Origin of the sequence: Pseudanabaena sp. CCNP1317, from assembly GCF_034931345.1 — a bacterium.
GTDB classification, from domain to species: Bacteria; Cyanobacteriota; Cyanobacteriia; order Pseudanabaenales; family Pseudanabaenaceae; genus Pseudanabaena; species Pseudanabaena galeata.
Map to the genome: position 1 here is coordinate 34,079 of NZ_JAYGIF010000096.1, position 15,659 is coordinate 49,737.

Consider the following 15,659-nt stretch of genomic DNA (forward strand, 5'->3'; position numbering starts at 1 on the left):
AAAAGGTGACGCAGAGCGTTGCCTTTTTGCCTTTGCCTTTAGGTAGCGTTTAGTCTAGTTTGTTTCCCCGCCTTCGGCGGGGAAACAAACCTTTGTACCTCGCTTGTTTGAAAATTGCTATATAAAAGAGCCGTAATACCAGATCAAGAAAGTGTGACAACACTTTCTTGATCTGGTATAAAGTAAGACTTTTAAATGACGTTACGTGGAACCCTCATCCCCCAACCCCTTCTCCCGCAGGAGAAGGGGATCAAAACCCATATTTTCTTGTTCCCCTCTCCTGCGGGAGAGGGGCTAGGGGTGAGGGCTTTACAATCTTCCACGTAACATGAGTTTTAATAAAAATCTAGGTTTTACTTCAGCACAAAGCACTGTAAGCTTTCTACTAAAATGATCAAAAGGTGATCAAGTCGTGCAAGCAAATGCGATCGATGTTTCTCAGTCAAAGATACTTGTGGTTGACAATGATCCAGATATCCGCCATGAGCTAGCATCGGCTCTAAAAAAACATGGCTATATCGTCAAAACGGCTGGAGATAGCAGCGATGCGTTGCTATATGTGCAATCCCATCCTCCAGACTTGATCCTGTTGAATATATTCTTGCCACAAATAAGTGGCTATGAAGTGGCTCGCATTCTCAAGGCTGACACAATCACCGAAAATATTCCAATCATTTTTACGAGCATCCATGATGATATCGCCGCAAAGCTTCAAGCTTTTGAAAGCGGTGGTTCAGATTTTATTGTCGTCAAACTGTCTCAGCTTGCTGAACTATTTGCGCGTGTGCATTTACATTTGTCATTGCGGCATCTGCAAATACACCTAGCCCAAAAGAATCAAGAACTCTCTCACGCGGTATTTGACAGAGTTGGGATGCTCAAGGATCTTCAACGGACTAACCTCCTACTCCATGCTCAAAAAGAGGCGGTGATCGATGGAATTCTTGCCGTTGATGAACAAGGACGCATTGTTAGTTTTAACCGTCGGTTTTGCGAAATGTGGAATATTCCCCATAACTTATTTATGGGTGATGGGCTGGAGCCTGAGTTTCATAATGGATCGCCTCTGGGGACATTTTTTATTAAATCCGATCTTCCTGAAGTATTAATAAATTTGATAGAGACTACTTACGATGATCCTGATGTGGTCAGACATGGTGAAATTATTTATGGCGATCGCGTATTTGATTACTACACTAGCCCTGTCAGTTCTGAGCAAAATAAATTCTTTGGCTTGATTTGGTGCTTTCGTGATATCACCGCCAAAAAACAAGCAGATCTACTACAGATGCAATTAATGGAAGATCTGCGTAAAGCCAAAGATGAGGCTGAAGAAGCAGTTCGCACTAAGGCTGCTTTTCTGGCGATGATGAGCCATGAAATTCGGACACCGATCAATGGGGTGATCGGTATGACCCAACTCCTAGCAGGGACTGATCTCAACAACGAACAGAATAAATTTGTACGGACGATCCAAGTCAGCGGGGAAATGCTACTTTCAGTAATCAATGATATTTTGGATTTCTCGAAAATTGAATCTGGCAAATTGGAATTAGAAAGTGTAGCCCTAGATGTCAGAGCTTTGGTACGCGATATCTATGATGTGCAGTTATCGAAAGCCAAGGAAAAGAGTCTGAAGTTTGAAGTTAGTATGCATACCTATGTCCCTCCCTTTATCGTAGGAGACGTGACCAGACTGCGACAAATTCTATTGAATCTGGTTTCTAATGCCCTCAAATTTACAGATACAGGTTCAGTACGAATTGGGGTGCGCTTAGCCTCTGATCAAGTTCCTAACCCCGATCAGCCCTTTCAATTACTATTTTCGGTAACTGATACGGGGATTGGCATTACCGATGAACAGAGACAGCGACTATTTCAGCCTTTTTCGCAAGCAACGGCGACGACCGCCCGTAAATATGGCGGTACTGGGCTAGGACTAGTGATCTGTAAGAATTTAGTAGAGACTATGGGAGGTAAAATTCAAGTCGAAAGCAAGACTAATCAAGGTTCGACTTTTTCCTTTACCATCACCACCCAAATTGCTAAGGAACGACCAAGCTATACTCTGCAAGATGCGATGAATAAGAGTATTAGTACTGGTAGTCGGTTAGGCGATCGCGTGCCATTAAAAATTTTGATTGCGGAAGATAATTTAATTAATCAAGAACTGGCGATGGCGATGCTGATTAAGATGGGCTATCAGCCCGATGTCGTCGATAATGGCTTGGCAGTATTAGAAGCTTTACAGGTAAACCGTTATGATTTGTTATTGCTAGATGTGCAGATGCCAGAAATGGATGGATTAGAAACCGCATCTCATCTGGTTAATCATTGGCATGATCTCCACACGGGTTATGAACGTCCTACGATTATTGCCATGACTGCTAGTGCGATGCAGGGCGATCGCGAAATGTGCTTACGCGCTGGGATGGATGATTACATCAGCAAGCCAATCATGATGGATTCACTGCAACGGACAATCGAGAAATGGGCTGTGGGTGAGCAAATTAATGAGGCGGATGCAATCAATACAGTTGCTAAGGATATGAGTTCTTCAGTGATCGATCCAGCCGCCATTAAAAATCTTCAACAAATTAATCCTAAGTTGATTGGGCGGATGATCAATTTATTCACGATCGAAGAAGCACCCGTCCTATTAAAAAACCTGCGACAGGCGATCGCCAATAATGATCTGCAAGAGGTGAGCTATAACGCTCACACCCTGAAAGGAAGTAGCAATATTTTGGGGGCTAAGGCTTTAGGAAAACTCTGTCTTGAAGTTGAGCTAAAGGGCAAACGTGAAGATTCCGTGGGCTTGCCCGACCTCTTCGCCCAAATTGAGCAGCAATATCAAATTGCTTGTCAAGAACTTGCAAAATTATGAACCAGTTTTTTAGGAATTACGCAAAAATGACTTGAAATATGCATTACAAAGTAAGGGCAATTCATGAATTGCCCTTACTTTGCGTTCTTTTTCGTAAGTCCCTTCTTTTATGACGTGGCTTCACCTCGTCATAAAAGAATTTTGTTGCGAAGTCCTTAGCATTTAAAGAAGTAGTAGTACAAAGCGCTGCCATTTCTTCTTTTTAAAAATGAAGGTTAGAATGGCTTAGCCATTCTAACCTTCATTTTTTTTATGCTTTCTATCCGCAATCTTTGCTATCACCCACCTGCTACCCCTGAAGCAATTCTTCAAAATATATCTTTTGAGTTGCAGGATCGGCAATTGGGCTTGATGGTGGGGCCCAGTGGTTCTGGCAAAAGTACCTTGCTGGAAATTTTGGCAGGATTTGTCGATTGGACTAGTGGCAGCATTTATTGGCACTCTCAAGAATTACTGCCTGACCACTTGCAGCAAATATGTGGATTAGTATTTCAGTTTCCTGAGCGTCATTTTTGTGGAAGTACGATTTTAGAAGAATTAAGATTGGGGCATATTGATCTAGATGGCGATCGCATCCAAGGAGCATTAAGTTCTGTGGGCTTAAGTTATCTCAGTCCTAGCACTTCGCCACAGTCCCTTAGTGGTGGTCAACAGAGACGGTTAGCGCTTGCGGTGCAGTTAATTCGTCAACCCAGCCTGTTATTGCTTGATGAGCCTACCGCAGGCTTAGACTGGTCAATGCGTAAGCAAATCCTAGGCATCCTGCAAGAACTTAAAAAAAATTGGACAATTCTCGTTGTTACCCATGATCCTGAAGAGCTTGACTCAATGGCGGATCAAACTTGGACTATTTCCCATGGCAAGATATAAAAAGAGCAGGTTGCAACGCGAAGCGCTGCAACCTGTTCTAACAAAAATTCTCGAAAGTTTGAAAACACTTTTGTGAATCAAAAACCAGACCTAGTAAAGGTTTTTAAATTAACGTGAGTTCGATATAGCCATTTGCGGCGTGCGAAGCACGCCGCAAATGGCAGAAAATGGTAAGAATCGCTTAGCGATTCTTACCATTTTCTGCTTTCGTCGAACTGGCGTTAAATTAAGAAATGGCGTAGCCATTTCTTAATTTGGTATAAACTACGCCAAGAAGCCTGTGGAATTCTCTAATGACTGATAGTAATGACAGTTTAATTGTCAAGCCCAAAAAATCTGGACTAGCGCCACTAATTCTCACATTAGTAGAACTGTTGCGTCAGTTAATGGAAGCCCAAGTAATTCGACGGATGGATGCTGAAAAGTTAACTGAATCCGAAATCGAGAAAGCCGCCGATAGTTTGCAAGCCTTAGAGCAGCAGATTTTTAATCTTTGCGAAGTTCTCGATATTGATCCTGAAGACCTGAATCTTGATTTAGGTGAATTCGGCAAACTTCTACCTAGACGCGGTGCATACTATCCCGACAAATCATCAAGTGAATCATCAATTTTGGAATTGCTCGATCGCTTAATCAGTACAGGAATCGTTTTAGAAGGTGATGTGCAAATAGGCTTGGCTGATATTAATTTAATTGACCTCAAGTTAAAATTATTACTGACTTCAGGCGATCGCACTTCATAACATAGCTGTCGCCAAGCATATTAGGACATAAAACCCAAGAAGAGAAAAGCGGCGCTTCGCGACGCTTTTCTCTTCTTGGGTCTTGATAGTGACAGCAGAAACTCCTTAACTCTTTGGTATGATCCATAATTAGAACGAGTTAGCAGGTAACTTATGTATCGACTCAAGTATCCAACTGAACAGAGCGATCCACCACTTTCTCCTAGAGAGACATTGCCAACAATGTATGACTTGCCTAGCGAAAATCATGAGGAGAATGGGGTGGATCAATTTCATAGTTTTCAGTCTGAGCTTTTATGGCTCACATTTCGCCCTGCGAATTACAAGAGCGATCGCATATTTAGCGCCAGTGATCTCAATCTTTATTACGATGTCCATCACCAAAATTGGTATAAGCGCCCCGATTGGTTTGGCGTGGTTGGTGTACCCAAACTCTATGATGATCAAGATCTGCGGCTAAGTTATGTAATCTGGCAAGAAGGAGTTAGTCCGCATATCGTTGTGGAACTACTATCACCCAGTACCGAAAAAGAAGATTTAGGTGAATCCCGCCCAAGAGCGCAAATTTATCAAAATGGCAATGCCGAGAAGCCTCCATCCAAATGGGAGGTATATGAAAAGATTTTGCGAATTCCTTACTATGTGATATTTAGCCGCTATACCGATCAGATGCGAGTGTATATGTTACAAAGCGATCGCTATGTAGAAACAGATCTCACAGAGCCAAAGGTGTGGATGCCTGAAATTGAGTTGGGAATCGGTCTATGGGAAGGTGAATATAAAGGAGTTAATCGCCTATGGTTGCGTTTTTATGATGCTAATGGTCATTGGATCTTGACTGAAGCAGAACAATCTGAACAACGAGCTAAATATTTAGAGCAACGCTTGCGAGAGTTAGGGATAGAACCTTAGGAAATCGTGGTATTAGTTACGCTCTTTCAATATCCTATAGCAATGTAAGTTTTGCTTAGGACATAAAACCAAAAAGATGGGTGGCGGCGCGAAGCGCCGCCACCCATCTTTTTAGTTTTGATTTGTCCTATCTATCTCTTGCGTTGCTATATTAAAAAAGGGTTTGGAGACCAAACCCTTACATTTTTTGGATAGGTAGGGGCTTGGTCTCCAAGCCCAAGTCTCTGTTTCCATGTATCAGTTAGCTATTTTTACGATCGCGCAAAATCTCTGAAAGCCTCTCTCCTGCGAGTTTCACTATCTCTTGAACTCGAATTAATGGAATATTATACGATCGCGCCAGCTTCGCACAGTCCTCATATTCTGGCTGAATCGTACAGAATCCATCGCGCCATGCAATCTTGACCCGCGCCTTGCCATATTCCGTTTCGACTTTATGAATTTCCCGATAGAGAATTTTACGCTCCTGTAATCGATATCTGATACCGAGAGTACTGGTTTCCTGAAACAGAATTTGCTCACAAATGGTTTGACGATCGCAGGGACAAATAACCGTAATCAGTATCCCATTGCGAGATTTCTTCATACCGATCGCTTGGGTATAAACATCCAGAGCGCCATTTGCTAATAACTGCTCCATCGTATAGGCGATCGCTTGCGCGGTCATGTCATCGACTTGAGTTTCTAAAACAGCGACGGTTTCGACAGTTTGAAACCATTGAAGTAAAGGATCATCGGGCAACGCCCGAAGTTCCTTTACTTCAAGATTTTTTTTTTGCTCTTACCAATCCATAGCCGCAAAGTATTAGGAATTTCTAAATCTTGCGTACCAGCACCTAAACCCACTTTTTTGATTTTCATTAAGGGAACTTCGCCAAATTTTTCACTGAGAGTTACAGCGATCGCCGCACCTGTGGGTGTGACTAATTCTTTCCTAATACCATTGTCAAACGTAGTCACCCCATGCATTTCCCACAATTTTAATGTGGCAGGTGCTGGCACTGGCATTTTACCATGATCGCAATTTACATATCCCCCACCCGCAGGCAAAGCCGAACAATAGATTTTTTCAACTTCTAACCATGCAAATCCTGCACAGGTACAGACAATATCAACGATCGCATCGATCGCCCCCACTTCATGAAAATGTACTGCTTCAGGTGCAATGCCATGTACTGCTCCTTCCGCGATCGCTAGTTCTTTAAAGGTTGCTAAGCTCCAAACTTCAACCTGTTTAGGTAATTTAGCATTACGGATAATTTTCTCAATATCGGGTAAGTGACGATGAATTGGATGGGAATGCGCTTTATGGGAATGCTCATGGCTATGGGAATCATGATTATGTTCTTCATGGCTATGGGAATGAACATGATCAGAATGAGAATGAGATTGTTCAGCCACAATGGTGGGTGGTTCCACGCCGCTATAGTTTAGTAGTTCGACATGCATTTTTGTGGCTGCTATCCCACCTCGATGAACGGATTCTGTCCACAACTTAACTTCGCGATCGAGTCCTAATTGATGAACAATATCTTGTAAATATTCTAAAGGTACACCTGCACTCACCAACGCACCTAAACACATATCACCCGCAATTCCTGTCGGACAATCCAAATATGCAACGAGTCCCATGCTAAGCCTTATGGAATTTATAAAAATAACCTGCAACTGAATCCTAGCATTTCAAACCCAAAAAAGCGTAAAGCGGCGCTTCGCGCCGCCTAATGCCTTTTTGGTTTTATGTCCTAAGCAGCGCAAACCTTACATTGCTATAACAGTATTATTTCAGAGAAATTCCAATTACTCCCTGAAGATTTGCACCTGTCCAAATCGTACTTTCAATAACTACATCAGTTAAATTAGCATTAGTTAGATTTGCCTTTTCTAAGTTAGTTCCAGTTAAGATCGCACCACTCAAATCAGCACCAGCTAAATAAGCATTTTGTAGGTCAGCGATCGCAAAATTTGCTTTTTTAAGAATTGCTATACTCAGATCCACTTCCTGCATTTCTGCATGACGAAATTTTGTTTCGATACAAGTTGTCTGTGACAAAATAGCCCTGTACATATAGGTTTGACTAAAATCAGCATCACTGAGATTTGCTTTCGTAAAATTAGCCATGCTCAGAGAAGCATCATTCAAAAATGTATTACATAAGGATGCTCCAACTAGTTGCGCTCCACTTAAAATCGCACCGCCCAAGTTTGCGTTGTTCAAAATAGCATTGTTTAAAATAGCCTCACTAAAATTCGCCATTAGGCAGCCCGCCATACTAATATCGGCAAAATCAAGGGATGCTCCGCATAAATTAGCACGAGTTAATAATGTTCCCCTTAATTTAGCTCGATTTAGTTTGGCTTTACTTAAGTTCACATTGCTTAAGTTTGCGCCACTAAAGTCAGTGTTTTGGAGATTTGCACCACTAAGATTTGCTCCGCTAAGATTTGCCCCTTTGAAGCTCTCATCACTAAGATTTGCTCCACGTAAATCTGCGCCACTAAGATTGGCGATGCCAAGATTTATACCTCTCAGTTCTAGCGATCGCAGATCTGTATTAGAGAGATTGACATCTTGAAGATTAGCCTGACTAAAGTTAACTTGCTTGAGAGTTGCACCACTCAAGTTAGCTCCCTTTAGATTGGCATTTACAAGGGCTGCCTCAGTTAAGTTTGAACCCGATAGATTTGCTTGGGATAAATCTGTTTTACTTAAGTTAGCTTTACTCAAGTTTACTTTAGACAGATTTGCACCACCTAGCTTCAAACCAGATAAGTCAGCCTTTTGCAGATCGATCTCGTCAGGCTGAGTTTTTTCACGCCAAGCATTCCAACGCTCAGCGCCATCTTTAATATGTCGAACAATCTTTAGATCAGCCAAGATGATTTAGTGAATATTTAATAAATAGATGTTTAGATATACTCAGGGCTTACGCCACCATACACACAATTGCAAGGCTCAAAGATCAAACCAGTTGAAATGGGTTGTTTAGAATTATGCTTTAGTCCATGTCAGCAGAGTTGAGCTTTTAGACAAGAACTTAAGTTCTTGATTTATTCTAGTACTTCTAATCTAAGATTTTATTGGATAAATCTATACAAGCTAAATGGCTGAGAGACAGCACGAGCACAATTTTATAAGTACCTGTGCAGAATAAATTACCCAAACCCGTAAAGTTGCGCCCCTGCGGGGCGCAACTTTACGGGTTTGGGTTTGTAATTAATTATGCCCATCTACTTAGTAACGCAAAGCATTGCTATCAATTATCGATCGCTGTTTTAGCATTGCGTTGCCAGCGATCGCGTTTAATTCTTCTCAAAGCTGAGCCTGTAAAATGTTGATCCCATTCTTGATCAGTCATATTTACTAAGGCTTCTAGCGGAGGATCAATATTGTGAGGGAAAGGCTGAAAATCATTCTCCAATGTTTCTTGAGCAAATCGCTGATTCCAAGGACAAACATCTTGGCAAATATCACAACCTGCCACCCAGTTTTGTAAATTAGTGGCGATCGCATCGGGGATTTGTGCAGCTTTGTTTTCAATTGTATGAAAAGCAATACAGCGATTGGCATCGACTACAAAGGGCTGGGCGATCGCTCCCGTCGGGCAGGCATCAATGCAGCGAGTACAAGTACCACAATGATCAGTATGTGGGCGATCGGGTTCTAATTCTAAATTAGTTAACACTTCTCCCAAAAATAACCAAGAACCATAGTCCCGCGTAATCACATTGCTATGCTTGCCAATCCAACCAATCCCTGATCTCTGAGCAAAGGCTTTTTCCGCAATTGGGCCAGTATCCACATAATAACGAGTTTGAATATTTTCCCCTTGAGTATTTAACCAAGTTGCCAAAGCTTTGAGCTTCTTGGTTAAAACCTTGTGGTAGTCACGCCCCCAACCGTAGCGGGAAATTTTACCAACATTGCGATCGCTAGAATGCTGATGAGGGGTGTAGTAATTTAAAGCCACACAAATAACTGACTTTACTCCTGTCATTACCTGTGAGATATCTTGCCGTTTAGGATTGGTCATCCAGTCCATATCCGCTTGATATCCTAAGGCTAACCATGACTGCAAACGTTCCGCCTCGATGCCCGATTCAGCTTTAGCTATGCCAACCTTGCTAAAACCGAGAGCGATCGCCTGTTGTTGGATCGCTACTTTAATTTCTGCTTGCGATAATTTTTTCATAATGCCAATAATATAGGCAGTGCAAAGCATTGCCTATATTATTAACCACCACCTAACCAACCAAAAAATCCACCTTTTTTGTCATTCTTGGCTTTAGGGTCTGTTTTTGTCTGGTTATTATTACCACTGGCATTAGTACCACTAGCATTATTACCACTTACTTGCTCAATATATTGCCTAGCTATTGATTCATCAGGATTTAGTTTTAAGGCTTGCTGAAAGCTGACTTTAGCCATGCCTGATAACTTTTGATTCATGTAGACAAATCCCAACAAAGCATGACATTTGCTATTGTTACAATCTATTTGGATAGCACTCCGCAGTTCCTTTAAAGCTGAAGCCCATAACTTTTGATTGATAAAGTTTTCCGCTTGACGAATATATTGATTAAGTGAACCATCAGCAGCATTATTTTTATTGCTCGCTTGGTTGTTATTGGTAGTTTGATTGGTGTTTTTTGCTGCATTAGCCGCAGTGTTAGATGTGCTGCTGTTGTTACGCAATGGTGCTTGAGACTCGCTCCGCATTTGATAACTGCCCGCACTATTGGAATAAGCTGAGCCTGTTCTATTAGTTCCTGTGTTATTAACGCCCGCGTTACTAGTAGAACTTGTTGAACTTGCTCTATTAACAGATGTATTATTTTGAATGCGGGTGTCATCGCTGCTAGTAGGCTTTGCTGGCGATGTATAGGCATTGCTAGAACTTACAGTTGGGTTACTTGGTGCATGTTTGTACCCCTCTTGTAGCAGGATATGCACTAAATTTAGTTCACTTAATAAGCCAATGTGTTCTAAAGCTTTGCCTAGATCTTGATACTGTTGTTTGGCTATTTCATGAATTGTTTGCTCATAATTAACTTCCTTTGAGGAAACCAAGTATTTTTGGGCAATATCTGACTGTGGTAAAAATTTTTGATTACGCTTCATTAAGCGTTTGCCCAGCAGTTTAAGAATTGCCGAATATTCTGTCCGTTCTCGCTCTTGAGACAGGACATTGTAGGCAGGATTAACTAATTTGGATAGATATTGGGTAGCTATTTGCTTTTCAGAATGCGATCGCCCATGAATATCAGGATGTAGACATTTGGCAATTAGAAGGTATCGTCTACGTACAAGGGAAGACTCTGCTGTTAATGGTAAGCCCAACACAGCATAGTAATCATTAAAGTCATATTGACCGATGCCGCGATCTATACGAAATGTTCTTGGGGTTTCCACTATCTATCCTCTGCGTTGCTCTACCCAAACAAGATCTTTCCAAACAAGATCTTTCAGATTTTAAAAGATTCTAAACTAGATAAGTAATAATAGCTTACCCATTAGTAGTACAGGTACTATCGCAATAATCACATATTTTCTATAGATTAAAGTACACAAGGTTGATTCGCTCCTAATCTTTTGGATAAAGCAAACTAAGTAGATGAGCATAATTAATTACAAACCCAAACCCGTAAAGTTGCGCCCCGCAGGGGCGCAACTTTACACGGGTTTGGGTAATTTATTCTGCACAGGTACTTATAAGCTGGCTAAAACTTGTTTTGCGGTTTGAATTTGCTCATTACTAAAACCTGCTTCGTTAAGAAAGTTTAAAAATTCAGGACTACGATATCGAGAATCAACACCGATCGCCTCTCTAAAAGTTTTTTTTGCCATAGTTTGATCACCAGATGTCCATTGGGCGATCGCACTAGCTACAAAGGGATGGGGATTATTTGGTTCTAGTTGAATTGCTCTTTGGGCATAGGCGATCGCTAGATCATATTGCTGTAAGCGTTGATAAGCCAAGCTGAGATTGTAATGGGCGATTTCGTTGTCAGCTTTGAGCATCGCCGCCCAACTATGCAGGATTATAGATTGCGGTAAATCGCCACGCACTAAATAAACAATGCCGATCGCATTAAAAGCTTGCTGTGATGTTGGTGATAAATAAATTGCTTCCCACAGTGAAGTAGCAGCATCATCATATTTTTTGGCAAGGTGTTGTGTCCAGCCAAGGATAATGCGCCCATCCAGATTTTGAGGATCGAGGGTGACTGATTTTTGCAAAGCGGCGATCGCTTCATCAAAACGTTCCTGCTGACGATAGGCAAGCCCCTGCTGACGATATTCATCAGCAGCGCGTTTGTTGGCTGGGGTGGTTTTGAGAGTCTGCGATAAATTTGCTTTGGTATTAACCGCGATCGCAGGTAATACTGACATGATGTTTGTGAGTACTACGCACAAATTCAAGCAGATCAAGAGTGTTGGCGATCGTTTCAAGAGAAATTTCCTGTTGGTTATACAAAAAAGTGGCAATTCTAATTATGAAACTGATTTTGTTGTTTCTAACTATGCAAGAAAAATAAATGAAGGCGGCGCTTCGCGCCGCCTTCATTTATTTTTCTTAGGATTTAGGGAGAGTCTCGCTTTGCGAGACTTTTGCATCATTTGCTTGCGTTAATTTGCCTATATGCTCTTGAAACTAGTTGATCATTAACAAAAGTAGCATTCATGCTTAAGTCGGGAGTTGACCAACTAATCACCACTGCGCGATCGCCAAACTTGCGATCAATCCCCAAAGGCTTTCCTTCAGCTCCCAAGATACTTGCCACTTGGTTGTAACGCATTCCCCGACTCAAACAGACATAGTTTTTGAGATTTATCGCAGGATTGCCACAACGGTATTGGGCATTGGTCATATTGCTGTCATGATGTTGGTTGGGCAAAAGTGCCAAGTTAAATGATGGACCAGACAGAGCCTCAATCAGCCACAAGGCGGCGATGACCATCACCCCAACAATTAGCAAATCCTCAATTACAGATCGCACCAAGTTTCGTTGATGGCGACGTTTGATTTGCTGAGCTTTTTCCTTTGTCCAAGTTTCCCAAGGGAAAGTATCAACCCATTGGATCGTGTCATTAAACTTTGCGATCGCATTGATTCGCACTGCATCCAATGCACCTCTGGGATCGCGAATTGTAATACGGCTGACTGTACGAGCTGCTTCGAGTGTTTTGGGATCAGTTAACCAGCCACGAAAACGGCGGACAAGGTTGCCAATTTTCGATTTGCCCTTAACTAGAGAACTTGCTTGCACATTCCGCACAGGCAGTCTCTTCGCATCATTACGCGCAAGAGCATTTTGTGGTAACGTTGCTGGTGCAGCGATCAAGCGAATGTCTCGACCCTGTGTTAAAAATGGTACTGCTTCCCCAATCACATAAAATTCCCATTCAATCCGCCGCACCCCAATTAATTGTAGGCGATTGAAATATCGATCAATACTTTGTGTAAATTCATTTAGGCGATCGCGATCAGCATCAGAAGCAATCAGGGTAAAAGCAATGGATAGAACTTGCTGCTCAAACTTAAATTCTGTTTGCTCAGCAGCCACTAGATCCATATAATCGGAAGCAAGACTCGTCAGAACATGCTGCAATTTCTGCCAAGCCTGTCTATCTTCAAGATTTAATCGCACTGCTTTCATGATTTATCCTCATCTTAGACCTTAGTTAGGTCTCATCGTCTTTGGCAACTTTTTGAATATATGGTTGCCCTGTTTGTAACAAGCAGGATGTTACCCAAACCCTTGTATTTTTTTAACATGCTTGAAAATATAGCTGTAGCCAGTCAAGTCAGGACATAAAACCCAAAATAAAAGTGGCGGCGCGAAGCGCCGCTACTTTTATTCATTAATCAGATCCAAAAGAAAAGAGATGGCGCTTTGCGCCATCTCTTTTCTTTATTACAGCAAGTTACGTTCAATAAACTCTTCTATTGCTTCTTTGGCTTCTCTAAGCCCTATTCCTGTTTCTTCTCGATAGAGCTTAATAGCTTCTAACTTTCTATAGGGATCAAGGGCGATCTGCTTGACTCGATCTGAAAGTTGAGATGGAACTTCAAGCTCCATACGATTTAAGAGCAAGCTTAGTGAGAGATCCATGCGTTTCATCTTTTTCTCAAGCCGCCTAATACTTGATTGGAGACTAAAGGTAATCAACACAATCGTAAAAAGGCAAGCATAAATAACGCCATCTGTTACTGTCATCATCCAACCCAAAAAAATCTAAAATTGATATTTATAAACCACTGATAGCTCTTTCAAGATTAGCGCGGGATTGGTTATAACCGATGATAGCTTGCAATCGATTAACCTCAGCACGAGTACGGTCTGACTCAGCAGTAATTACCTCAAGCTGTGTACCCACTCCTGCATCAAGGCGCAAACGAGCTAGACGCAATGCTTCTTCAGCACTTGCCACAGCTTTGGTTGCTGTTTCAATTTGCTGAAAGCGCGATCGCTGATTGATATATGACTCTTCTACGTCATAACGAGCTTGACGAGCATCTTGCTCAAACCGAGTTTCGGCAATAGCTTGGTCAGCTTTAAATTGATTTACTTGTGCGACAGCTCTACCACCGTCATAGAGATTCCAGTCTAGTCTTGCGCCAACTTGGTATCCAACGCCAATCCCACTACCACTGGTAAATTCAGAAGCCGTATTAAAGTTGCCAAATAAATTAACCCTAGGTCCTAATTGAGCTAGGGAGCTATTAGCACGATCGCGAGCTACTTCACGCTCTAATTTGCGAATATCTAGCTCAGCACGGTTCCTTACCGCTAGCAAGATTGTTTCTTCTATTGGTAATTTCCATTCAGGTACAGGTGCGATTTTATCAGCAGCCGTAATCTCGACAATCGCAGGGTAATTTAGCTGACGAGATAACTCCCGTCTGGCTACCAACTGAGCCGCTTCGGCATTGAGTAAATCTTGCTTAGCATTAGCAAGTTGCACTTCAGATTGCAATACATCAAATTTTGTGCCAACACCTGCTCTTTCTCTAGCTTTGGTATCTTTTAAGCTTCTTTCAGCATTTTCAACAGCTTTGCGTTGAATACGGATAGTTTCATCGGTATTTTGCAAGTTGTAATAGCCTGAAACAATACTGAGGCGTATATTTTGTCTGATCCGACTGAGATCTGCTTCCGCGATGCGTAAGTTGTTTTCCGCGATCCGAATGGCCGCATCCTTAGCCCCTGAATCAAAAATATTGTAATCAACCCCGATCGTACCAGTGAGTGGATTACTAGTGGTTTTGCCTAAAGGGGTATTGTTGTTAATACTATTTAGACGTACTTGGGCTGAGTCACTGTAACTGTACTGCACTGATCCTGTAACCGTTGGCGATCGCAAGGTTTCAGCTTCTTGTAATACAGCACGAGCACGTTCGATCACTATTCTGGCTCGAATTGCATCAGAATTAGTCTTTTCAACTAAGTCAAGAAGTTCTGCGAGGGAGACAGGCTTGGTGATGTCTAGCTTGACTTGACTGGGGGTAGTAGGTACAACTAGTGTTTGGGCAGGATCGAGTTGCCCTGAATTCGAGGCGGCTGAGCTAGGGATTACTCTGGCGGGTTCGGTCGAAGAACTGACTTTTTCTGGTTGTGCTCGTAGGCTATCTTGCAAGATAGTTGACTCTGAGGCAGGTAATATTGACTTGTCTGGAGATACGCCTTTGGGCAAAGCTGCGATCGTCAACTGGATATCTTGGAGGATTGGTTTCTGATTACTAATTAATCCAGCATTTGTCGTATTAATTTGTAGGCTATCCACCTTTGCTGGGATTTTCACTTCTGAAGCGATCAATGAAGTGTATTGGGTGGTATCGTCAGGCTCTAGGACAACCTTGGTATAAGGTGTCAGGGGCATGGTAAATTCTTGAGCATTGGCTGTCCAAGCTGGAATCAGAAGCGATAAACTCGCACCAAGCGTCAACCAACTGGAAGAAATTCGCATAATTCAGTCCGTCACTCCTCGCATTTAAATAGCAACCAACATACCTTAGTCAAAGCATCTTCTGATAGCTCCTACATCACATTCATCATGCTATCGGGTAAAGATGTCTGTATCTGTATGTTTGCATTACAGATTGTAGTATAAACCTAGAAATTTAGAGATATTACCCACAAAAGTCTCTAGATTTTGATCTCAAAATTTGAAGGACATAAAACCAAAAAGATGAGTGGCGGCGCTTTGCGCCGCCACTCATCTTTTTGGTTTTGAGGGGTAG

The 15,659-nt window shown here is 42.0% G+C and carries 13 protein-coding genes; 4 read left to right on the plus strand and 9 right to left on the minus strand.

Features of this window, described 5'->3' with window-relative positions; all coding sequences use genetic code 11:
- The first annotated feature begins 412 nt into the window (after positions 1–412).
- The 4 genes from VB775_RS16465 (at position 413) to VB775_RS16480 (ending at position 5,412) form a co-directional block, all read left to right on the plus strand.
- A complete protein-coding gene (locus VB775_RS16465; protein WP_281005413.1) occupies positions 413–2,887 on the plus strand; it encodes a response regulator in 2,475 nt (824 codons plus the stop codon).
- Between the two features lie 252 nt (positions 2,888–3,139).
- The gene (locus tag VB775_RS16470) at positions 3,140–3,757 is read left to right on the plus strand and encodes an ABC transporter ATP-binding protein (protein ID WP_281005412.1); all 618 of its coding nucleotides are present in this window, start codon (positions 3,140–3,142) and stop codon (positions 3,755–3,757) included.
- A 293-nt stretch (positions 3,758–4,050) separates the two neighbouring features.
- Positions 4,051–4,500, plus strand: a complete 450-nt coding sequence (gene gvpJ, locus VB775_RS16475) for a gas vesicle protein GvpJ (protein ID WP_281005411.1) — start codon at positions 4,051–4,053, stop codon at positions 4,498–4,500.
- Positions 4,501–4,653: 153 nt separating this feature from the next.
- Entirely contained in the window at positions 4,654–5,412 is a 759-nt protein-coding gene (locus VB775_RS16480) for a Uma2 family endonuclease (protein WP_281005410.1), read from the plus strand.
- Between the two features lie 241 nt (positions 5,413–5,653).
- Here the strand turns inward: VB775_RS16480 and larC (VB775_RS16485) are convergent, their stop codons facing one another.
- From larC (VB775_RS16485) to VB775_RS16525, 9 genes are all read right to left on the minus strand, one after another.
- Positions 5,654–6,154: a nickel insertion protein gene (gene larC / locus VB775_RS16485; RefSeq protein WP_281005409.1), complete on the minus strand. Its 501-nt coding sequence runs from the start codon at positions 6,152–6,154 to the stop codon at positions 5,654–5,656.
- A 14-nt stretch (positions 6,155–6,168) separates the two neighbouring features.
- Positions 6,169–7,044 (minus strand): nickel pincer cofactor biosynthesis protein LarC, encoded by an 876-nt coding sequence (gene larC / locus VB775_RS16490; protein ID WP_281005408.1) that lies wholly within the window; start codon positions 7,042–7,044, stop codon positions 6,169–6,171.
- 148 nt (positions 7,045–7,192) lie between these two features.
- Complete coding sequence (locus VB775_RS16495) at positions 7,193–8,290, minus strand: pentapeptide repeat-containing protein (RefSeq protein WP_281005407.1); 1,098 nt, start codon at positions 8,288–8,290, stop codon at positions 7,193–7,195.
- Between the two features lie 379 nt (positions 8,291–8,669).
- Positions 8,670–9,605 (minus strand): tRNA epoxyqueuosine(34) reductase QueG, encoded by a 936-nt coding sequence (gene queG / locus VB775_RS16500; protein ID WP_281005406.1) that lies wholly within the window; start codon positions 9,603–9,605, stop codon positions 8,670–8,672.
- Between the two features lie 41 nt (positions 9,606–9,646).
- Positions 9,647–10,825 (minus strand): DnaJ domain-containing protein, encoded by a 1,179-nt coding sequence (locus VB775_RS16505; protein ID WP_281005405.1) that lies wholly within the window; start codon positions 10,823–10,825, stop codon positions 9,647–9,649.
- 297 nt (positions 10,826–11,122) lie between these two features.
- Positions 11,123–11,806 (minus strand): tetratricopeptide repeat protein, encoded by a 684-nt coding sequence (locus VB775_RS16510; protein WP_281005404.1) that lies wholly within the window; start codon positions 11,804–11,806, stop codon positions 11,123–11,125.
- A gap of 224 nt (positions 11,807–12,030) precedes the next feature.
- Complete coding sequence (locus VB775_RS16515; RefSeq protein WP_281005403.1) at positions 12,031–13,074, minus strand: hypothetical protein; 1,044 nt, start codon at positions 13,072–13,074, stop codon at positions 12,031–12,033.
- 258 nt (positions 13,075–13,332) lie between these two features.
- Positions 13,333–13,635: a hypothetical protein gene (locus VB775_RS16520; protein WP_323216887.1), complete on the minus strand. Its 303-nt coding sequence runs from the start codon at positions 13,633–13,635 to the stop codon at positions 13,333–13,335.
- Between the two features lie 31 nt (positions 13,636–13,666).
- On the minus strand, positions 13,667–15,385 hold the full coding sequence (locus VB775_RS16525; RefSeq protein ID WP_281005401.1) for a TolC family protein: 1,719 nt from the start codon (positions 15,383–15,385) through the stop codon (positions 13,667–13,669).
- Positions 15,386–15,659 lie beyond the last annotated feature (274 nt).